At 70.6% G+C, this 19,462-nt stretch carries 20 protein-coding genes; 14 read left to right on the top strand and 6 right to left on the bottom strand.

All coding sequences use genetic code 11. The features are described 5' to 3' along the window. Positions 1 to 18 precede the first annotated feature (18 nt). The 3 genes from ABD798_RS27575 (at position 19) to ABD798_RS27565 (ending at position 3,733) form a co-directional block, all read left to right on the top strand. Positions 19 to 1,050 carry an NAD-binding protein gene (locus ABD798_RS27575; protein WP_344880763.1) on the top strand — a complete coding sequence of 344 codons (1,032 nt, stop codon included), beginning with the start codon at positions 19 to 21 and terminating at the stop codon, positions 1,048 to 1,050. Positions 1,051 to 1,099: 49 nt separating this feature from the next. Continuing rightward, positions 1,100 to 2,449, top strand: a complete 1,350-nt coding sequence (locus ABD798_RS27570; RefSeq protein WP_344880760.1) for an NAD(P)/FAD-dependent oxidoreductase — start codon at positions 1,100 to 1,102, stop codon at positions 2,447 to 2,449. A 114-nt stretch (positions 2,450 to 2,563) separates the two neighbouring features. After that, on the top strand, positions 2,564 to 3,733 hold the full coding sequence (locus tag ABD798_RS27565) for a beta-1,3-glucanase family protein (RefSeq protein ID WP_344880757.1): 1,170 nt from the start codon (positions 2,564 to 2,566) through the stop codon (positions 3,731 to 3,733). Here ABD798_RS27565 and ABD798_RS27560 read toward each other — a convergent pair. Genes ABD798_RS27560 through ABD798_RS27550 form a run of 3 tightly spaced genes read right to left on the bottom strand, consistent with a single transcriptional unit; the run spans position 3,730 to position 5,217 of the window. Beyond that, a complete protein-coding gene (locus ABD798_RS27560; protein WP_344880754.1) occupies positions 3,730 to 3,897 on the bottom strand; it encodes a DUF6480 family protein in 168 nt (55 codons plus the stop codon). The genes ABD798_RS27565 and ABD798_RS27560 overlap by 4 nt on opposite strands. Further along, complete coding sequence (locus ABD798_RS27555; RefSeq protein ID WP_344880752.1) at positions 3,894 to 4,292, bottom strand: ChaB family protein; 399 nt, start codon at positions 4,290 to 4,292, stop codon at positions 3,894 to 3,896. The genes ABD798_RS27560 and ABD798_RS27555 overlap by 4 nt, the downstream gene beginning before the upstream one ends. After that, complete coding sequence (locus ABD798_RS27550; RefSeq protein WP_344880749.1) at positions 4,282 to 5,217, bottom strand: glycosyltransferase family 9 protein; 936 nt, start codon at positions 5,215 to 5,217, stop codon at positions 4,282 to 4,284. Before ABD798_RS27550 ends, ABD798_RS27555 begins: the two co-directional genes overlap by 11 nt. A gap of 97 nt (positions 5,218 to 5,314) precedes the next feature. On the opposite strand from ABD798_RS27550, the gene ABD798_RS27545 reads away from it, so the two are divergent. Genes ABD798_RS27545 through ABD798_RS27510 form a run of 8 tightly spaced genes read left to right on the top strand, consistent with a single transcriptional unit; the run spans position 5,315 to position 12,526 of the window. Further along, positions 5,315 to 5,827, top strand: coding sequence for a D-glycero-alpha-D-manno-heptose-1,7-bisphosphate 7-phosphatase (locus tag ABD798_RS27545; protein ID WP_344880746.1), 513 nt, complete (start codon positions 5,315 to 5,317; stop codon positions 5,825 to 5,827). Next, positions 5,824 to 6,825 (top strand): glycosyltransferase family 9 protein, encoded by a 1,002-nt coding sequence (locus ABD798_RS27540; RefSeq protein ID WP_344880743.1) that lies wholly within the window; start codon positions 5,824 to 5,826, stop codon positions 6,823 to 6,825. The genes ABD798_RS27545 and ABD798_RS27540 overlap by 4 nt, the downstream gene beginning before the upstream one ends. Next, a complete protein-coding gene (locus tag ABD798_RS27535; protein WP_344880740.1) occupies positions 6,822 to 7,754 on the top strand; it encodes a glycosyltransferase in 933 nt (310 codons plus the stop codon). Before ABD798_RS27540 ends, ABD798_RS27535 begins: the two co-directional genes overlap by 4 nt. 21 nt (positions 7,755 to 7,775) lie before the next feature. Continuing rightward, positions 7,776 to 8,996, top strand: coding sequence for a glycosyltransferase (locus tag ABD798_RS27530; protein WP_344880737.1), 1,221 nt, complete (start codon positions 7,776 to 7,778; stop codon positions 8,994 to 8,996). Beyond that, positions 8,993 to 9,595 carry a D-sedoheptulose-7-phosphate isomerase gene (locus tag ABD798_RS27525; RefSeq protein WP_425549272.1) on the top strand — a complete coding sequence of 201 codons (603 nt, stop codon included), beginning with the start codon at positions 8,993 to 8,995 and terminating at the stop codon, positions 9,593 to 9,595. The genes ABD798_RS27530 and ABD798_RS27525 overlap by 4 nt, the downstream gene beginning before the upstream one ends. Next, complete coding sequence (gene rfaE2 / locus ABD798_RS27520) at positions 9,592 to 10,920, top strand: D-glycero-beta-D-manno-heptose 1-phosphate adenylyltransferase (protein ID WP_344880734.1); 1,329 nt, start codon at positions 9,592 to 9,594, stop codon at positions 10,918 to 10,920. Before ABD798_RS27525 ends, rfaE2 (ABD798_RS27520) begins: the two co-directional genes overlap by 4 nt. A 17-nt stretch (positions 10,921 to 10,937) precedes the next feature. After that, positions 10,938 to 11,612 (top strand): SDR family oxidoreductase, encoded by a 675-nt coding sequence (locus ABD798_RS27515; protein ID WP_344880731.1) that lies wholly within the window; start codon positions 10,938 to 10,940, stop codon positions 11,610 to 11,612. Between the two features lie 14 nt (positions 11,613 to 11,626). Further along, positions 11,627 to 12,526 (top strand): NAD-dependent epimerase/dehydratase family protein, encoded by a 900-nt coding sequence (locus ABD798_RS27510; protein ID WP_344880729.1) that lies wholly within the window; start codon positions 11,627 to 11,629, stop codon positions 12,524 to 12,526. Between the two features lie 4 nt (positions 12,527 to 12,530). Here ABD798_RS27510 and ABD798_RS27505 read toward each other — a convergent pair whose 3' ends face one another. Continuing rightward, positions 12,531 to 13,517 (bottom strand): glycosyltransferase family 9 protein, encoded by a 987-nt coding sequence (locus tag ABD798_RS27505; protein WP_344880726.1) that lies wholly within the window; start codon positions 13,515 to 13,517, stop codon positions 12,531 to 12,533. A gap of 70 nt (positions 13,518 to 13,587) precedes the next feature. Here ABD798_RS27505 and ABD798_RS27500 point away from each other — a divergent pair, with 70 nt between their 5' ends. The 3 genes from ABD798_RS27500 to ABD798_RS27490 are packed head-to-tail and all read left to right on the top strand — an operon-like array spanning position 13,588 to position 17,257. Continuing rightward, positions 13,588 to 14,946 carry an aldehyde dehydrogenase family protein gene (locus ABD798_RS27500; protein WP_344880723.1) on the top strand — a complete coding sequence of 453 codons (1,359 nt, stop codon included), beginning with the start codon at positions 13,588 to 13,590 and terminating at the stop codon, positions 14,944 to 14,946. Beyond that, the gene (rfaE2, locus tag ABD798_RS27495; RefSeq protein ID WP_344880720.1) at positions 14,943 to 16,421 is read left to right on the top strand and encodes a D-glycero-beta-D-manno-heptose 1-phosphate adenylyltransferase; all 1,479 of its coding nucleotides are present in this window, start codon (positions 14,943 to 14,945) and stop codon (positions 16,419 to 16,421) included. Before ABD798_RS27500 ends, rfaE2 (ABD798_RS27495) begins: the two co-directional genes overlap by 4 nt. Continuing rightward, positions 16,418 to 17,257: a glycosyltransferase gene (locus tag ABD798_RS27490; RefSeq protein WP_344880718.1), complete on the top strand. Its 840-nt coding sequence runs from the start codon at positions 16,418 to 16,420 to the stop codon at positions 17,255 to 17,257. The genes rfaE2 (ABD798_RS27495) and ABD798_RS27490 overlap by 4 nt, the downstream gene beginning before the upstream one ends. Here the strand turns inward: ABD798_RS27490 and ABD798_RS27485 are convergent. Continuing rightward, a complete protein-coding gene (locus ABD798_RS27485; protein ID WP_344880715.1) occupies positions 17,224 to 18,033 on the bottom strand; it encodes a lysozyme in 810 nt (269 codons plus the stop codon). The genes ABD798_RS27490 and ABD798_RS27485 overlap by 34 nt on opposite strands. Before the next feature lie 128 nt (positions 18,034 to 18,161). Next, entirely contained in the window at positions 18,162 to 19,238 is a 1,077-nt protein-coding gene (gene srmL, locus ABD798_RS27480) for a PheS-related mystery ligase SrmL (RefSeq protein ID WP_344880712.1), read from the bottom strand. Positions 19,239 to 19,462: the final 224 nt, after the last annotated feature.

Below are 19,462 nucleotides of genomic sequence, written 5' to 3'. Positions count from 1 at the left end.
CGCTCTTAGCTTGTGCGCGTGCCGCTGTTCCTGACCAGACTCCTCACGCGCTTCGCCGTGCTCAGCAGCTGGCTGACGCCCGTCGTGGTGATCGCGTTCGTCTTCACGACCAGCTGGCCGCTGATGACGCTCGCCGAGCCCGGCAGCGAGCTGGTCCAACCCGCGCAGTACTGGTGGTACTTCGTGGTCACGGCGGCCACGGTCGGCTACGGCGACCTCTACCCGAAGACCGGGTTCGGCCACGTGGTCGGCGCCTACGTCATCGTCGGCGGGATCGCCGCGCTGACAACGGTCTTCACCAAGCTCACATCGGTGCTGGAGCGATCGAGGGGACGCCGCATGCAGGGCACGAACACCGTCACCGCCTCCGGGCACATCGTCGTCCTCGGCTACGAACCCGGCCGGACCGAGCGCATCATCGCGCAGCTCCTCGCCGAAGCCGAAGGCTCGCACCGCATCGTGCTGTGCGCTTGGGACGAGGTCGCAACACACCCGATGCCCGCGCAGGACATCGACTTCGTGCGCGGCGAGCTGACCGAGGAGGACGTGCTGCGCAGGGCCGGTGTGCACCGCGCGGCGGCCGTGCTCGTCGACGCCCGTGACGACAACGAAGCCCTGTCGATAGCGGTTGGAGTCGATCACCTGAACACCGAAGCGCACGTCGTGGTCGCCTTGCGGGACATGGAGCGCGCGACGCTGCTGCACTACGTGGACGCGGAGATCCACTGCGTGCCGTGGCACACGCCGCGCATGATCACCGAGGAGCTGACCTCGCCGGGCATCGCGGAGGTCTACGCGGACCTGATGACCCACGGCGGCGCGAACACCTACTCCGTGCGCCTGCCCGACTCGCTGGGCGCGGTGTCGGTCGAGCACTGCCAGACCGCGTTGGGGCGCAAGCACGGCGCGCTCGTGCTGGCGGTCAGGGACGCGGACGGAGCGCTCGTGGTCAACCCGAGCTGGGCTTCACACCTGGCGGCGGGCGCGATGCTCTACTACGTCAGCGAGCGCAGGCTCACCACCCACGAAGTGGTGGAAGCACTGAGCTGATCGGCCGGGGCGCAGTCGAATCGCGTGGAAGTCCGGCACGATCGGCGCGATGAGCACGCGTGCGGTAGTGATCGGTGGCGGACTGGCAGGCACTCTCGTGGCGGCGGCCCTCAACAGCCGCTTCGACGAAATCATTGTCCTGGAACGAGATGCGCTTCCCGCAGGCGCCGAGCTGCGCAAGTGCGTGCCGCAGGCCAAGCACGCGCACCTGCTCCTCTCCGGCGGAGCGCGGGTGATCGACGCGTTGATCCCGGGTTTCCTGGCGCGCGTCTACGCGGAGGGCGCGCACGATCTCAACGCCCCGGGCGACCTCGTCGCGATGACGACGGCGGGATGGATGCCGAGGCGCACCGGCGCGCAGTTCCTGGTCGGAGCCTCGCGCCCGCTGATCGACTGGGTCGCACGCGACATCGTGGCGAAGGACCCGCGCGTGCAGGTGCGGGACGAAAGCCCGGTCACCGAGCTGATCGGCGACGCGAAGCGGGTTCGCGGAGTGCGCGGGCCGGACGGCGTCATCGAGGCGGACCTCGTCGTCGACGCGGCCGGACGGGGTACGCGCGCGCCGAAGTGGCTCGCCGAGCTGGGCGCAGGCGCAGTTCGGACCGAAGTGATCGACTCGGGCCTTGCTTACGCCACAAGGATCTTCCAAGCCCCGGCTGCCGCGCGACGCGACTTCCCGGTGATCACCATGCAGGCCGACTCGCGAGGACCCGGACCGGGCAGGGGCGGAGCGGTGCAGCCGATCGAGGGCGGGCGCTGGATCGTCACCGTCTCCGGGACCCGAGGCGGCGAGCCACCGACCACAGTGGACGGTTACACCGATTTCGTGCGCTCCGGGCCGCGCCACCCGATCCTGGGTGATCTGATCGAACACGCCGAGCCGCTCACGGAGATCTACACCAGCCGCTCCACGGCGAACCAGCGTCACCGCTACGACGAGCTGGAGCTGCCGGAAGGCTTTGTGGCACTGGGAGATTCGGTCGCCGCGTTCAATCCGGTGTACGGGCACGGGATGTCCGTCGCCGCGCACGGCGCGCACGTGCTGCGCTCGGTGCTCGCCGCCGGTGGGTCGACGCGTCGAGCGCAGCGCGTGATCTGCGGGATCGGCGTCGGGGCTTGGGACATGGCTGCCGGGCAGGACGTGCACTTCCCGGGCGTTCGAGGAGCCAGCCCTACCCGCCGCGACCTCGCGCGCCGCGCCTTCGTCGACCGGATGAGCAGGACGGCGGTCAGCCGGACGCGGGTCTACGACGCGATGGTCGGGGCCTTCATGCTGGCGAAGCCGATGAGTTCGCTGATGGCTCCGGGCGTGCTGCTCGACGTGCTGCGCGGGCCGATCGCCCCGGCGCTCACCGAACCTCCGCTGACGGCCGACGAGCGCCGGAGGGCGGGTCTCTGAACGACCTTCGGACGTTGACAGGGGATTGGCGCGCGGTCACGATGAGAGCGCTCTCGCATCGGGTGGGAGCTGCCGCCTCGTGTGCCCGACCCCTCACTCAACGAGGAGTGACCCTTGCGAACGAGACTGTTCTCGTGGCTGGCGGCGATCGCGGTCCTGCTTGGTCTGACCGCGGTCCCGGCCCAGGCCGCGCCGAGCCTGCTGCCGCTGACCGTGACCAACAACTCCGGCCGCGCCGACCAGGTCCACCTCTACGTCTTCGGTGTCTTCAACGGCCGTCTCGGCCACGTCAACGCGGCGGGCGCGTTCACGCCGTGGTCCGGTGGCGGGAACCCGCCGGTGCCCGCGCCGGACGTGTCGATCGCCGGACCCGGCCAGGGCGGGTCGAAGACGCTCAACATCCCGATCAACCTCGCAGGCGGTCGGCTGTACATGTCCTTCGGGGAGAAGCTGAAGTTCTTCCTGACCCCGGACGGCCTCGTCCAGCCCGCGCCGTGGAACCCCAGTGACCCCAACCGGAACATCCTCTTCGACTGGAGCGAGTTCACCTACAACAACGGCGGTCTCTGGCTGAACTCCTCGCAGGTGGACATGTTCAGCGTGCCGCACGCGGTGGAGGTGACCGCGAGCACCGGCCAGGTGAAGAAGACCGGCGAGCTGGTTTCAGGAGGCCGCAACAAGATTCTCGACGGTCTGCGCAACCAGAGCGGTGACTGGGGCAAGCTCGTGCACACGCGCCCCGACGGCACGCGGGTCCGCGCGCTGGCGCCGAGGCTGGGCATCGAGTCCGGGATCTTCGGCGCGAACTACTTCGACAGCTACACGCAGAGCGCCTGGAACACCTACCGCAACACCGATCTGACCGTGGTGCCCTACGAGAACGAGCCGGGCAGGAAGTTCATCGGCCGCACCGACGGCGGCGGCGTCATGCACTTCACCAACACCGCCGGGGCGCGCGTGGCGTCCTTCCAGCAGCCGACCTCCAAGGACATCTTCGGCTGCGACGGCCGGCTCGCGGCGCCGAACAACGACATCGGTGCCATCGCCCGCACGCTGTGCGCGGCGCTGCACCGCTCCACCCTGGGCTTCCTGCACACGCAGCCCACGGTGAACCCGTCGGAGTTCTACACCCGCGCGATCACCGACCACTACTCGAAGATCATTCACGCGAACATGGTGGACGGCAAGGCCTACGGCTTCGCCTTCGACGACGTCGGCCACTTCGAGTCGCTGGTGCACGACGGGAACCCGCGTTCCGCCAGCGTGATCCTGGGGCCGTTCTAGAGCACGAACATCTGGAGGACCATCAGCACGACCAAGGCCGCCGTCCCGCCGATCAGCACGCCGATCCACAGTCGGTGCGCGCTCGGGCGGGGCGGCGGTTCCTCGTGGTGCGACAGACCGGAAACGCCGCTCTCCGCCGGAGGCATCTCGCCGGGCCTGCTCATGACCGGGCCTTCGCGGTCTTGCGGTCGTTGGCCTTCTGCAACGCCTCGACCAACTCGTCCTTGGTCATCTTGGAGCGTCCCGGCACGTCGAGCTTCTTCGCCTGCTCGTAGAGGTGCTGCTTGCTGGCGTTGGCATCCACGCCACCGGCCGTCTTGCCCTTGCGGCCCCCGGAGTGGCGCGCGGCCTGCTCGTCCGACGGCCCCTTGTGGTCCTTGGCTTCCCAGTGATCGCCGACCTTCTCGTGCGTGTGCTTCAACGCCGAGTACGCGACGCGGTGCGAACGCTCGCCCTCGCCGTAGCTCTCCACCGCCGAGTCGTGCGACTTGACCCATGTGCGCTGAGCCTTCTTCGACGAACGCTTCAGCGTTGAGGGCATGGCTTCCTTACCGGGCATGGCGCTCACCTCCTGCGCGTCGGATTCCCGGGGACAGTGCGTCCAAACAAGCGGCCAGCACGTCATCGACGTCCACCGCGAGCAGGGCCGGGTCGGGTTCCTGGCCGAACGCGTCGCCCCTGCGCAGCTCGGCGGCGGTGAGCACGACGTGCGGAGTCCCCGGCGGAGGACCCCACTGCCACGCCGGCGCCGGACCGAACAACACGACCGAGGGAGTTCCGAAGGCGTAGCTCAGGTGCGCGGTCCCCGTGTCTCCGCAGATCACCAGCGATGCGTCGGCGATGAGCGCGCACAGCTCCGGCAGGCTCGTCCGGCCCGCCGCACACACTCCGTGACCGGCGCGGTCGACGACCTCCTGGACGAGAGCGTCCTCGCCGGGGCCGCCGGTGACCACGACCTCGTGGCCTTGGCGGGCGAGCGCGGTTCCCACCTGCGCGAACCGACTCGGCGGCCAGCGCTTGCTGCCGTACGCCGCGCCGGGGTGGAGCACCACCGCGCCGAGGTGACCACTGGGGTCGTTGGGAGCGTTGAGACGGAAGTCGTCGGCGTCCGAGGGGATGCCGTGCGCGGTCAGCATCGCGCACCACCTCTCGCGCTCGTGGACGTCTTCGCGCCACTCCGGACCACCCGGTCCGTGCCCGATCCTGAGCTGGGGCTCCAGTGCGTCGAGCACACGGTTGCTCTCCGGTCCCGCACCGTGCAGGTTCACCGCCACGTGCGGGCGAAAAGCTTTGGCGGACAAGGGCTCTAGCCTCGGAGTCGGGAGCAGTTCGTCAATGCAGCCGGTCAGCTCGGCCAAGGGGCTCAGCCAGCCGGGACCGGCGTAGTGCAGGCGCTCCTCCGGCCAGTGACGCTTCAGCGCGCGCAAAGCCGGTACCGCGACGAGGAAATCGCCGAGCTTCAGCGCGCGCAACGCGATGATCATCTTGTACTCCTGGGAGGAGGGGGGAAGAAGCGGGCACGGAGAGTAGTAGTTCCGCCCTCTGCGTTTACCCCGCACCGCTGGGGCAACCACCGACACTATGGAAATCGCCGCCGTTCTCTTCGATCGCGACGGCACTCTGGTGGAAGACGTTCCCTACAACGGGAATCCGTTGTTGGTGCTCCCGGTGCCCGGTGCTGTCGGCGCGGTCGCCGCCGTGCGTTCGCGCGGCCTGGCGCTCGGCGTGGTCAGCAATCAGTCCGGCATCGGGAGGGGACTGCTGACCTGGGACGAGGTCGACGCGGTCAACGCGAGGGTGGAGGAGGTCTTCGGCGGGTTCGACAGCTGGCAGCTCTGCCCGCACGCGCCGGAGCAGGGGTGCCAGTGCCGCAAACCGGAACCCGGGATGGTGTTGGCCGCCTGCTCCGAGCTGGGTGTGCTGCCGGAGCGGACTGTGGTCGTCGGCGACATCGGTGCCGACGTTGAGGCCGCCGAGCGCGCCGGAGCGCGTTCCGTCCTCGTCCCCACCCCGAGGACCTTGCCCGATGAGGTGCGGCGCGCTCCCGTTGTCGCTGATGACCTGGCTGAAGCCGTTCGGCTCGTGCTGTCATGAGCACCCGGGTGCTCGTTGCGCGGTTGGACAGCGATGGCGATGTGCTGTTGGCAGGGCCCGCGATCCGGGCTGCTGCCGCGAGCGGTGAGGTCACGCTCCTGTGCGGCCCTCACGGCAGGCAGGCCGCCGAACTTCTGCCCGGCGTCTCGGAGATCATCGAGTGGACGTGCCCGTGGGTGGTGCCCGATCCGCCGCAGCTCGATCCGGCCGATGTGCACGACCTCGTCGACCACGTTGCCGCGCAACGATGTGATGTCGCGCTCGTCCTCACCTCGTTCCACCAGTCGCCGTTGCCGCTCGCGCTGTTGTTGCGCCTTGCCGGATTGCCTCGGATCGCGGCCACGTCAGTGGACTACGCGGGATCGTTGCTGGACATCAGGTTGCGCGAAGATGAAGACATTCCCGAGGCAGTTCGGGCGCTGAACGTCGCGCAGGCGGCTGGTTTCGCGCTTCCGATCGATGACGACGGCCTGCTCCGCGTGAAGGTGCCGCCGAAGTTCGACGGGCCGCACGGATATGTCGTGGTGCACCCCGGAGCCTCAGTCCCCGCACGGGCCTGGGCGCCCTCGCTGTGTGCGGAAACCGTTGTCGCGCTGGTGGAAGCTGGACACCACGTGTTCGTGACCGGAGGGCCGGGGGAGCGCGAGCTGACCGCGCGGGTGGCGGGTGATCACGGAGTCGACCTCGGTGGTCTGACGAGCTTCGCCGAACTCGCCGGAGTGCTGGCGGGCGCGGAGGCCGTCGTCGTCGGCAACACCGGACCCGCGCATTTGGCCGCAGCGGTGGGAACTCCGGTGGTGTCGCTGTTCTCGCCCGTCGTCCCGGCGAGCCGGTGGGCGCCGTACGGTGTCGAGGTCCGGCTCTTCGGCGACCAGTGGGCGGAGTGCCGGGGCACGCGAGCCCGCGAGTGCCCGGTTCCCGGACATCCTTGCCTGAACACGATTTCCCCGGACGCGGTCGTCGCGGCGGTCGACGAGCTCCAGGTGGTGGCGTCGTGAGAATCCTTGTCTGGCACGTGCACGGCGGCTGGATGAACTCCTTCGTCCGGGGACCGCACGAGTACCTGCTGCCGACGTTGCCCGAGGGCGGGCCGTTCGGCGCGGGACGGCTCGGCCGCGACTGGCCGGAGTCCGCCCGCGAGGTTGACGCGGCGCAGCTGACCGCATCCGACGTCGATGTCGTTGTGCTGCAAAGGATCGAGGAGCTGGCGCTGGCGGAGCGGTGGCTCGGGCCGCGCGTGCCGAAGATCTTCGTGGAGCACAACACCCCCAAGGTCGAACGCCATCCGCTCGCTGACCGCGACGACGTGCTCATCGCGCACGTCACGCACTTCAACGCGTTGATGTGGGACTGCGGGTCCACGCCGACGACCGTGATCGAACACGGTGTGGTCGATCCGGGGGAGCGCTACACCGGAGAGCTCGCCAGGGCCGGAGTGGTGATCAACGAGCCGGTGCGGCGGTGGCGGGTGACCGGAACGGATCTGGTGCCGCGCTTCGCCGAAGCCGCTCCGCTGGACGTCTTCGGCATGGGCCTGGACGGGCTCGTGGAGAAGCTGGGGTGCGACCGCGTCACACCCGTCGGCGACCTGCCGACCGAGCGGCTGCACACCGAACTGGCGCGCCGCCGCGCATATGTGCACACGCCGCGCTGGACCTCGCTCGGCCTGTCGCTGATCGAGGCGATGCACCTGGGCATGCCGGTGGTCGCCCTGGGCACCACCGAGGCCGCGAGGGCGGTTTCCACCGAGGCGGGATTCGTCTCCACCGACGTGGACGAGCTGGTTGCCGCTGTGGAACTGCTGATGGCCGAACCGGAGCTGGCGGCACGGCTCGGCCGGGGAGCGAGGAAGTTCGCGCTGGCGCACTACGGGCTGGACGCGTTCGTCGAGAACTGGGGCCGGCTGCTCGACCGAGTCGCCGGGTGAACACCTTGAGGAGGTGACGAGATGAGAGTTGCCATGATCTCCGAGCACGCCAGTCCGCTGGCCGCGCTCGGGGGCATCGACGCAGGAGGCCAGAACCTTCACGTCGCGGAGCTGTCCGCGGCGCTGACCAGGCTCGGCCACGAGACAACGGTCTACACGCGCCGAGATGACCCGGATCTGCCGGAGGTGGTGCGCGCTCCGCAGGGCTACGACGTCGTGCACGTGGAGGCCGGACCGGCGAAGTTCGTGCCCAAGGACGAGCTGCTGCCGTACATGGGCGAGTTCGGCGACGTGCTCCGGCGGCACTGGACGCGCGAGCGGCCCGACGTGGCGCACGCGCACTTCTGGATGTCCGGGCTGGCAACGCTGCTCGCCACCCGGGACCTCGGCGTGCCGTTCGTGCAGACCTTCCACGCGCTCGGTGTGGTGAAGCACCGGTACCAGGGCTCCGCCGACACCAGTCCGAGCGAGCGGCTCGCGGTGGAGCGCCTGCTCTGCCGCACTGCGGACCGGATCGTCGCGACGTGCACCGACGAGGTTTTCGAGCTGGTTCGGATGGGCATCTCGCGCAACCGCGTGTCGGTGGTGCCGTGCGGGGTGGATCTGTCGACGTTCTCGCCGACCGGCCCCGTCGCCGATCGCGGTCAGGAGCACCGCGTCGTCACCGTGGGGCGGCTGGTCCCGCGCAAGGGCGTGGACACCGCGATCTCCGCGCTCGCCCGTGTGTCGGACACCGAACTCGTCGTCGCGGGTGGGCCTCGCCAGGAGGACTTGAAGAGAGATCGTGAAGTTCGCCGCCTGCTCGCACACGCGAAGCGGCTCGGCGTCCGGGACCGGGTTTCCTTTCTGGGCCAGGTTTCCCGTGCGGACATGCCCGCGCTCCTGCGTTCGGCCGACGCGGTGGTGTGCACGCCGTGGTACGAGCCGTTCGGCATCGTGCCGTTGGAGGCGATGGCCTGCGGAGTGCCGGTGATCGCCAGCGCGGTCGGCGGTTTGGTCGACACCGTCGTCGACGGGGTGACCGGCACGCTCGTTCCGCCCCGCGACCCGGCGGCGCTGGCTCAGGCGATGCGTTCCTGCGTCAACGATCCGGTGTGCCGCGAGGAGTTCGGCACAGCCGGACGCGATCGAGCGGAGTGCCGCTACTCGTGGGACCGCGTCGCCTCGGAGACGGTGCGTGGCTACGAGCGCGTCGTTCCCGTCGACCTCGGCGAGCATCGGACGGCGGGGGAGCGACGATGACGCGAATGCTGCCCGACCCGCTCGCCCGTGATCACATCGACGCGCTGACGGTGACGTTGTCCTCGCTGCGCAAGCAATCCAGCACGCTCAGCCGATGGGGCCGCGTGCTCGCCGATCGCCTCAGCGCGGGTGCGCGGTTGCTCGTCGCGGGCAACGGTGGCTCAGCGGCGGAGGCCCAGCACCTCACCGCTGAGCTGGTCGGGCGGTTCCAGGACGATCGGCGCCCGTTCTCCGCGCTCGCGCTGCACGCGGAGACATCGAGCATGACCGCGATCGGCAACGACTACGGCTACGACCAGGTCTTCGCGCGGCAGGTCACCGCACACGCCCGCCCCGGCGACGTCCTGCTGCTGTTGTCCACCTCGGGCAAGAGCCCGAACCTGTTGCGCGCCAGTGGCGCTGGGCGCGAAGCCGGGGCTGTGGTGTGGGCGTTGACCGGAGCCGCGCCGAACCCGTTGCACGACGCGGTCGACGATGCCGTGGCGCTGCCGGGCTCCACCAGCTCCGTGCAGGAGGCGCAGTTGGTCGCCGTGCACGTGCTGTGCGTGGCTTTCGAGGCTGCATTGTCCGAAGTGGACGAACAGCGGAGGGTGTCGTGAAGCTCGTCGTAGTGGGTGACACGCTGCTCGATGTCGACCTCGTCGGCACGGTGAACCGCGTCTGCCCCGACGCTCCCGCGCCCGTCCTGGACCTCGCCGATCGTCGGTACCGACCGGGCGGCGCGGGCTTGGCGGCACTGCTCGCGGCGCGCGATGGCACTGACGTCACGCTGGTCACGGCGCTGGCCGAAGATGAGGCGGGACAACGACTTCGGCGTGAGCTGAGCGGCTTGGAGGTCGTGGCCGGGCCTGCCGGAGCGGCGACCTCGGTGAAGACGCGAGTGCGGTGCGCAGGGCAGTCACTGGCACGCATTGACGAGGGCGAGCCGGGCGCGGCACCCACCGCGACCGGCGAGATGCTCGCCGCAGTGCGTGGAGCCGACGCCGTGCTGGTCTCCGACTACGGCCGAGGACTGTTGTGGGACGGGAGGTTGCGCGCGTGTCTGACCGAGGTTGCGGAGCGCGTTGTGTGGGACCCGCACCCGCGCGGCCCGAAACCGGTGCCGGGCTGCGCGCTGGTCACACCCAATGCCAGCGAGGCCGATCTCACCGGCACGGGGATCGCTGCGGCGCAACGAGCCGCGCGGCGATTGCGGGAGCGGTGGTCGGTGCGCGCGGTGGTGGTGACCCTGGGAGCGGCGGGTGCCGTGCTCGACCAACGTGGCCTGCCGTTGGCGGTGCCCGCCCCGGACGTCCCGGTCAGTGATCCGTGCGGGGCAGGGGACCGGTTCGCGGTCACCGCCGCGACCAGGCTGCTCGCGGGTGACACGCCGGAGGACGCGGTGACTTCGGCGGTTCAGGCCGCCGCGCGTTTCCTCGCCGAGGGCGGAGCGGCCTCCGTCGGCGCGACCACGATGTCCTTTGTGGACGGAGGGGACGCGCGCCGAGTGGCCGAGGAAGTGCGGGCTCGAGGTGGCACCGTTGTGGCGACAGGAGGGTGCTTCGACCTGCTGCACGCCGGGCACACCAGAACCCTCGCGGCGGCAAGGGCGTTGGGCGACTGCCTCATCGTGTGCCTGAACTCCGACGCCTCTGTGCGCAGGCTCAAGGGCGCCGACCGGCCGATCAACCCCGAGCGCGAGCGCGTCGAGCTGCTGGAGTCGCTGACGTGCGTGGACGCGGTCGCGGTCTTCGACGAGGACACGCCAGAGTCCATTGTGGACGTTCTACGACCCGACATCTGGGTGAAGGGCGGTGACTACCGCGCGGAGGAACTGCCCGAGGCGGAGCTGCTGCGCCAGTGGGGTGGCTGCGCTGTCGCGGTCCCGTACCACCCAGGACATTCCACCTCCCGGCTGGCCGTCGCGCTGGCCGAGGCGGGCTGAGGCTGAAAGGACACGTTGTGCGAGTTGTGGTGACAGGAGGAGCCGCCGGGCTTGGCGCGGCGGTCGCGTCGGCCGTGCGCGAGGCGGGCGGACGCGCGTTCGTGCTGGACAAGGCCGCGCCGAGCGACGACACCGACTTCGTGCCGGTCGACCTCTCGGACAGCGGTGCTGCCGAGGAGGCGGTTGCGGAGGCAGCGGCGCGAGCGGGCGGGCTCGACGCCGTGGTGACCGCCGCCGGGATCGACAGCTGCGGGCCGCTCGGCGGAGTGTCCACATCGGACTGGGAACGCGTCGTCCAGGTCAACCTCTTCGGCACGGTTGCGGTCGTGCGCGCGGCGCTGCCCCACCTGGAAGCCAGTCGCGGCAAGGTGATCACGATCGCCTCCACCCTGGGACTGCGCGCGTTGCCCGAGGCGACCGCCTACTGCGCGTCGAAGTTCGGCGTGGTCGGGTTCACCAGGTCGCTCGCGTCGGAGCTGGCCGGGCGCGTCGGGGTGACCCTGGTGGTCCCGGGCGGTATGCGGACGCGGTTCTTCGACGAGCGCGACGAGAAGTACCGCCCGCCGGACGAGAGCAAGCTCAACCCGCCGGAGAACGTCGCGGCGGCGGTGCTGAACGTCCTCGGCCAGCCGCCGGGCTGCGAGATCCGCGAGCTGGTCATCGCCCACGCGGAGGAGCCGTCCTGGCCCTGAACTACTGTGCGGGCATGGGCTTTCACGTGGTTGTCGGAGCCGGTCCGGTGGGCTCGTCCGTGGCGCGCAGGCTCGCCGAGGCGGGGGAGCGGGTGCGCCTGCTCAGCCGTCACGGCGGCGGTCCCGACCACGCGGGGATCGAGCTGATCGCGGCCGACGCGACCAAGGACCTCGGCGGGCACGTGAAGGACGCCGTCGCGCTCTACAGCTGCGCGGGTCCGGCCTACCACCGCTGGCCCACCGACTGGCCGCCGCTCGGAGCAGCCCTGGTCGACGCGGCTGAGGCGAGCGGCGCGGTGCTCGTCACCACCGGGAACCTCTACGGCTACGGCCAGGTCGACGTGCCGATGACCGAAGACCTGCCGCTGCGGCCGAACTCCGTCAAGGGCGAGGTTCGGGCGTCGCTGTGGAAGGCGCAGCTCGCCGCGCACGAGGCCGGTCGCATCCGCACGGCCGAAGTGCGCGGCTCGGACTACTTGGGCGCGGGCGCGCTCTCCCCGTTCAGCGCCCTCGTGCTGCCCAAGGTCGTCGCGGGCCGCCGCGCGTCGATCCCGGCTGATCTGGACGCTCCGCACAGCTGGACCTACGTCGGCGACGTCGCTCGCACGCTGATCGCCGTCGCGGCCGAGCCCGATGCGTGGGGGCGGCCGTGGCACGTGCCCACCGCGCCGCCGGTGTCCGTGCGAGCCCTCGCCGCTCGCACTGCCGAACTCGCCGGAGCACCCGCCGCGCGCGTCGCGAAGATGCCCGGCTTCGCGCTCCGGCTGGCCGGTCTGGTCAACCCCACCGCGCGCGAGATGCCCGAGGTGCAGTACCAGTTCCAACGCCCGTTCGTCCTCGACTCCACCGCCGCCACCGCAACGTTCGGGATCGACCCCACGCCCACCGACACCGCACTCCGCGACATGATCTAGGTCGTCACAAGCGGGACAGGGTGTCGGTAAGGACGTCAGCGACGGGGACGTCTGCGACCAGTGACGCGTCGTGCTCGCACCGGCCGAGGTCGTGGCGCGTGCAGTCCGCACCGCAGACGGGGCACCGCGCGGTCCACGAGATGTGCACGCCGTGCCGCGCTCGCCCTGCGGGACCGGCGTGGATCACGTTGCCCATCCAGTAGATCGACACCGTCTGCGTGCCCACGGCCTGAGCCAGGTGCCGGGGGCCGCTGTCGTTGGCGACCACTACGGCACTGCTCGCGAGGACCCCGACGAGGCCGGACATGCTCAGCCCGCTCAGCACGCGCCCCGGAAGTCCTTGCAGCAGTGCGCCTTCCGACTCCGTGCCGACCACGACGACGCTCGCGCGGTCACCGATGCCGGTGATCAGCTCGGCGAAGTGCGGCCAGCGGCGGCGCGGGTCGGTGGCTCCGGGGTGGACGGTCACGATGGGCCGGGGCAACCCGGACAACGCGGCCGAGGCCTCGCGCAGATCGGCCTCGGTCACTGCCAGGGACGGCTCCAAGGTCGCCACCGGCGCGCCCGCGAAACCCGCCACCTCCAGCCACCGCACCGTCTCGTTCTGGAAGTACGCGAACGGAACCGGCCGATCGAGGGCGACCGCGTCAGGGGTGTTCGGCCCGACAGTGACCCGCGCGCCGAGCTGCCGCAGGAACGGATTGGACCACCGCCCACCGCCGTGCAGCTGAACGGCCAGGTCGAAGGCGGGCGGCTCGGCGAGGTCAGGCAGCACGAGCACCTCGCTGACCGGGCCGGGACGGCCTGAAAGGAGGTCGCGGTGCACCGACGTGCCGATGAGGGTGATCTCCGCGCCGGGGTAGGCCAGCGCGAGCGACTCGATCGCGGGCAGCGCGAAGAACAGGTCGCCGAGACCACCACCGCGCAGCACGGCGATCCGCCGGACGTCGGGGACGGGCGCGCACAGCGGTCCGATCGAGAAGGCGGGCATCTTGTCGGCTTCCCGCGGTGAACGACGGCAAACGAAGTGTTCACCGGGAATCGCGGGGTATTCCGGCGGCATGAGCGCCAGGACGATCGAGATCCGCAGCCCTGAGGACGGCACGCCCGTGTGGGAGCTGCCGACGGCCTCTGACAAGGACGTTCTGGACGCCCGTGAGGCCGTGCGGAAGGCGCTGCCGGAATGGGCGCGCACTCCTGCCGCTGAACGCGCGGCGGCACTGCACGCCGCCGCGTCGAGCCTGCGGGAGCGTGCGGACGAGCTGGCCAGGCTCAACCACGAGGAGACGGGCCGCGATCTGGCCGAAGCCCGCGAAGGGGTGCTGGCCGGAGCCGCCACGCTCGTCCAGTACGCCGAGCTGGGGCCGCTGCACCGAGGCCGCAGCCTGCTCGGCGCCCACGAAGCGGTCGACATGATGGTGCCGGAGCCGCGCGGAGTCGTCGTCGCGCTCACGCCGTGGAACGACCCCGTCGCGGTGTCCTGCGGCCTCATCGCCGCCGCGCTCGTCACGGGCAACGTGGTGATCCACAAACCCAGCGAGCGGTGTCCGCGCACGGGCTCCGTGCTCGGCGAGGTCCTCGGAGAGCACCTGCCGCCCAACGTGTTGATCACGCTCGTCGGCGACGGTGAGGTCGGCGCGCGGCTCGCGATCAGCTCCGACGTGGACGTGATCGCCCACGTCGGCAGCACGGCCACGGGCCGCGAGATCGCCGGGGCCGCCGCGCGCACCGGGGCGAAGACCTTGCTGGAGAACGGTGGCAATGATCCGCTGCTCATCGATTCCGACGTCGACCCGGAGTGGGCGGCGGAGCAGGCCGCGCTCGGCGCGTTCGCCAACTGCGGCCAGATCTGCACCTCCGTCGAGCGGATCTACGTCCACCAGGACATCGCGCGGCCGTTCCTCGCCGCGCTCAGCCGGATCGCAACCGGCACGACCTTGCCGCCCTTGGTGGATCGGCGGCACCGCGACCACGTGCACGGCCACGTGCTGGAAGCCTTGGCGCGCGGAGCTGAGCGCGTCGCCGGCGGCGAGATGCCCTCCGGCCCGGGCGCGCACTACCCGGCGACGGTGCTCTCGGACTGCGACCCCGGCATGGCGGTGCTCGCGGAAGAGACCTTCGGCCCGGTAGCGCCGGTGCGCGTCGTGCGCGACTTCGAACAGGGGCTCGCCGAGGCGGCCTCGGGAAGGTACGGGCTCGCGGCGACCGTGCTCACCGACTCCAGCTCGCACGCCCAGCGCGCGTGGCGGGAACTCCCGGTCGGCACCGTCAAGGTGAACGCCGTCTTCGGTGGCGCGCCGGGAGGAGCCGCCCAGCCGCGCGGAGCGAGCGGGACCGGCTACGGCTACGGGCCCGAACTGCTCGACGAGATGACCACGACCAAGGTGCTGCACCTGGCAACGGCGGAAGGCCGCAGATGAGCGATCTCCGAGCTCTCACACCGGAACTGCCGCGTTCACTCGCGGCGAGGCGGCCCAGGATCGCGGTGATCGGCGACGCCCTGCTCGACGGGTGGATGACCGGCACCTGCGACCGGCTCTGCCGAGAGGCGCCCGCGCCGGTCGTCGATGTGTCCACAGTGGACCACGTGCCGGGCGGCGCGGCGAACACGGCGGTGAACTTGGCGGCGCTCGGGGCGGAGAGCGTGGTGGTGACCGCCGTCGGTGACGACGTCGCCGGTGACCAGCTCGTCGCGGCGCTGCGTGGCGAGGGCGTGCGCACCGAGCAGGTGGTCCGTGCGACGGGGAGGCGCACCATCACCAAACGCCGGATCATCGCCGGAGACCAGTTGGTGGTGCGCGTCGACGACGGCGATCGCGGCCCGCTCGCACCCGATGTCTCCGCTCGCTTGGCCTACGCGGTGAGCCGCTCGCTGATCGGAGCCGACGCCGTGCTGGTGTGCGACTACGGGACCGGAGTGCTCGGGCCCGAGGTCGTGGAGGCCATCAAGGCCGTGCGCGAGGACATCCCGCTGCTCGTCGTCGACGCGCACTCGCTGGCGCGGTGGCGGGAGCTGAGCCCGGATGTGGTCGCGCCCAACGCGAACGAGCTAGCGGAGCTGCTCGGGGGCCCGCTGCCCTCCGATGCGCGGAGCCGGGTGGAAGTGCTCGAACGAGAACGCGGTGCGCTCGCCGAACTCACCGGGGCGCGCGCCGTGATGGCCACACTCGACCGCGACGGCGCCCTGCTCCTCGACGGTGAGGAGCCGCCGCACCGCACCTGGGCTCGCCCCGCTCCGGAGACCTTCACCGCTGGTGCGGGTGACACTTTCGTCGCGGCGCTGACGATCGCGGTTGCCGCGGGGACACCGTTGAGCACCGCCGCCGAACTCGCTCAGGCCGCCGCCGACGTCGTGGTGCACCGTCCGGGAACGGCGGTCTGCACGTGGGCCGAACTCGCTGAACGCCTCGGGAGCGACCAAGAAGCGCTGTCCGAACCCGATCGCCTGGTCAAGGCCGTCGAGGAGCACCGCGCGGCGGGCCAGCGGATCGTGTTCACCAACGGTTGCTTCGACGTGCTGCACCGCGGCCACGTCGCCTATCTCAACCAGGCCAAGCGATTGGGCGACGTGCTCGTCGTCGCGCTCAACTCCGACAAGGGAGTCCGGCGCCTCAAAGGCCCTGAGCGCCCGGTGAACACCGAGTCCGACCGCGCGGCCGTGCTCGCCGGACTGTCCTGTGTGGACCACGTCGTGCTCTTCGACGACGACACTCCGGCGGAACTGCTGCGGGCACTGCGCCCCGAGGTCTACGCGAAGGGCGGCGACTACACCCCGGAGATGCTGCCGGAGACCCCGATCGTGCACGCGCTCGGTGGCGAGGTGCGCATCCTTGACTACCTCTCCGACCACTCCACCACGGCCGTGATCGACCGCATCCGCACCGGGCCGTCGTGACCCGGATCGACGTCCTCATCCCCACCCGCGACCGCCCCGCCGAGCTGGCCACGACGCTCGCCGGGCTGGCCGCACAGGAGGGGCCGGACTTCGCGGTGACCATCAGCGACCAGTCCGACGGCGCCCCGGACTACGCCTGCCCTGCCGCAGCGAGCATGGTCAGAGTATTGCGCCACAAGGGAAAGCACGTGTCCCTGGTGCGGAATCTGCCGCGTCGCGGTCTTGCCCAGCAGCGCGCCTTCCTGCTCGCGGGCGGCCGTGCTCCGCACGTACTGTTCCTCGATGACGACGTGTGGCTGGAGCCGGGGACGCTGGCCAGGCTGCACAAGGCGATCACCCTGCTGCGGTGCGGGTTCGTCGGCAGCGCTGTACAAGGACTGTCCTATGTGGACGACGTGCGGCCCGGTGAGCTGGAGCCCTACGAGGAGTGGGCCGGTCCGCCCGTTCCCGAGCTCGTGGAGCCGGGCTCGGCGGAGTGGGAGCGGTGGACCCTGCACAACGCGGCCAACCCGACGCACCTCGCCCAGCGATTGGATCTCCGGCAAGGGGACTGGCGCGCGTACAAGGTCGCGTGGGTCGGCGGGTGCGTCCTGTTCGACCGCGCGCGGCTGGAGGAGGTGGGCGGGTTCGACTTCTGGGCCGAGCTGCCCGAGGAGCACAGCGGCGAGGACGTGCTCGTGCAGCGGCGCGTCATGGCGAGAGCGGGCGGCGCGGGCATCCTGCCCAGCGGGGCCGTGCACCTGGAGGCGCCGACCACCGTGCCCGGCCGCGAGGTCGACGCCGCCCGCTCGAACCTCCGTGCTCAGCCCAGCGCCAGTGCCACCAGGCGGTCGTAGCCGCCGTTGAAGGAGTTCTGGTCGATCGGCGTCGACGAGTACTGCCAGATGGTGTAGACCCGCCACGCGTGCGGCAGGACGCCGGTGGTGGCGGCGTAGCGCGCGACCCACAGCGGGTTGTTGTTGCTGAAGTCGCCCGCGTGCCACCCGGTGCACATGGCCCACCAACTGGTGCTGGTGTAGATCACCGGCCACCGGCCCGTGCGGTGGTGGTAGGTGTCGGAGAAGTCCTTGAGCCACCGCGTCATCGTCGGCTGGTCGAGCCCGTAGCACTTGTTCTCGCCGTACGGGTTGTACTCGATGTCCAGCGCTCCGGGCAGCGTCCTGCCGTCCCGCGACCAGCCGCCGCCGTTGTTGACGAAGTAGTTCGCCTGGTCGGCGCCGGAGGAGCGGTCCGGCAGCGCGAAGTGGTACGAGCCGCGGATCATGCCGACGTTGAACGAGCCGTTGTACTGCTGGCCGAAGTGCGGGTTGACGTAGCCCGTGCCCTCGGTCGCCTTGACGTAGGCGAAGCGCACCCCGTTGTCCCAGTGCAGGCGCCAGTCCACGTCGCCCTGCCAGCGGCTCACGTCGATGCCGGGAACGGCCACCCCGGTCGCCGGGTCGACGGGGGGACCGAAGTCGCGTCCGGTCCCCTCCGCCACACCCTCGTGCTTGGCGATCTGCGAGCCCATCTGGGTATCGCCGGGCACCGGGTCGGCCAGGGCCGCAGGACTACTGAGCGTCGCGGATGCCAGCAGCACCGCTGTGAGTAAAATTCGCGTCGAGACCGCCATCTGCACTCCCGTCGGTCGTCAGGGTACGCGGAAGGCCAGCATCACCCCATTCCGATCGTCACGCAGAGTTGCTCACTCGAACCGGTTACCGTGGCCGTGTCCCGGCGCGGCGCGGGCCGGAGGGGAGCCTAGGATCTCCGGCCCAAGGCCCACTGGTGCGCGCTGCCTCTGTGCACTGCCGCGTAGACCCGGTCCCGGAGCTCGTTCGCCTCAGCGTCGGAGAGCGTGCGATCCAGTCGCCGCAGCACGATTCGGACGAGAAGATTCTTCTGATCCTCCCGTGCTCCGAGCCTTTCCCGCGCCCGTGGCGGCAGCTCCGCGCAGGGCGTCTCGGACACGATCTCCACCGACTCCACGCAGTCGTCGCCCACCGCGTCGCGCACCCGGTCGCCCAGATCCTCGACGAGGTCGTCGTCCTCCACCGCGACGGAGAGGTCCCGGGTGATCGACGGCATCGCGGAGACCGGGCGGTAGGGGAGCAGGTCCAGCAGCTGCGGATCGTCGGAGCGCAGGATGCGGATGTCCGGGATTCCTTTGCGCAGCATGAGGATTCGGTCGAGGCCGAGTCCCATCGCCAGCCCGCTCCACGACGCGTCCAGTCCGGCTCGCGCCAGGACTTCGGGGTGCGCGAGCCCGCATTCGCCGATCTCCACCCACTCGCCGCCGTGGCGGAGGTCCACCTGGAGACCGTCCACTGTGTACGGATGGACGCGCGGCTCGACGCGGTGTTCGGCGCCGCCGACCACGGCAACGATCATGTCCTCCAGCGGCCCCAACGGTTTCCGGCTGATCCGCCACAGGTCGAGCTGGTGCGGTGTCCCGGTGTGCAGGCGGTCGATCGAATCGCGGCGGTAGACGATCCCCGGGCACACCACCAGCACGTCGTCGACGGGATCGGCGGCGAGTGCGCGCAGTGCTGCCGGGACCATCGCGCTGGAATGACTGCGCAGCATGCGATTCGCGTCCACGTAACGGGTGTAGCGCGCGTCGCGGGTCACCGCCGCGGAGTCGTAGCCGAGGTTGTCGTAGTTGTCGGCGATACTGACCACGCGATCGCTTCTGCACCAACGGACTTCGCAGCCCCACAGCCGTGCGAGCGTGTCGACGAGGTCGTTCAGGATGAGCTGGACGGCGTGCGAACCCGTTGCGGGATCAGTGAGATCGCGAACGGCGAGATCGCGGGCGAGCTGTTCTGGGGTGAGCACGAAGGCCCCTTCCGGGAAGGAGTGAGCGGGTGGGCGACTCCCCCTGACCCGCGGGCTCCTGCGAAGGGCTCCGTCAGCGCGGCACGGCGGCGCCGGCCCCACGACGCCCGTTCGGGGTCAGGGGGCCGGTAAATCGGCGCGCGAGCACGGTCACCGGGCCAGCCTAGCGTCGCCTGTTCGGACGAGGCCAATGGTTTGTACCTTTGCGAGCCGCGCAACGCTAT

Source organism: Allokutzneria multivorans (assembly GCF_039537405.1).
Lineage (GTDB): Bacteria > Actinomycetota > Actinomycetes > Mycobacteriales > Pseudonocardiaceae > Allokutzneria > Allokutzneria multivorans.
The sequence above is the reverse complement of the archived record's forward strand: the minus strand, read 5'-3'. Positions and strand labels throughout refer to the sequence as shown.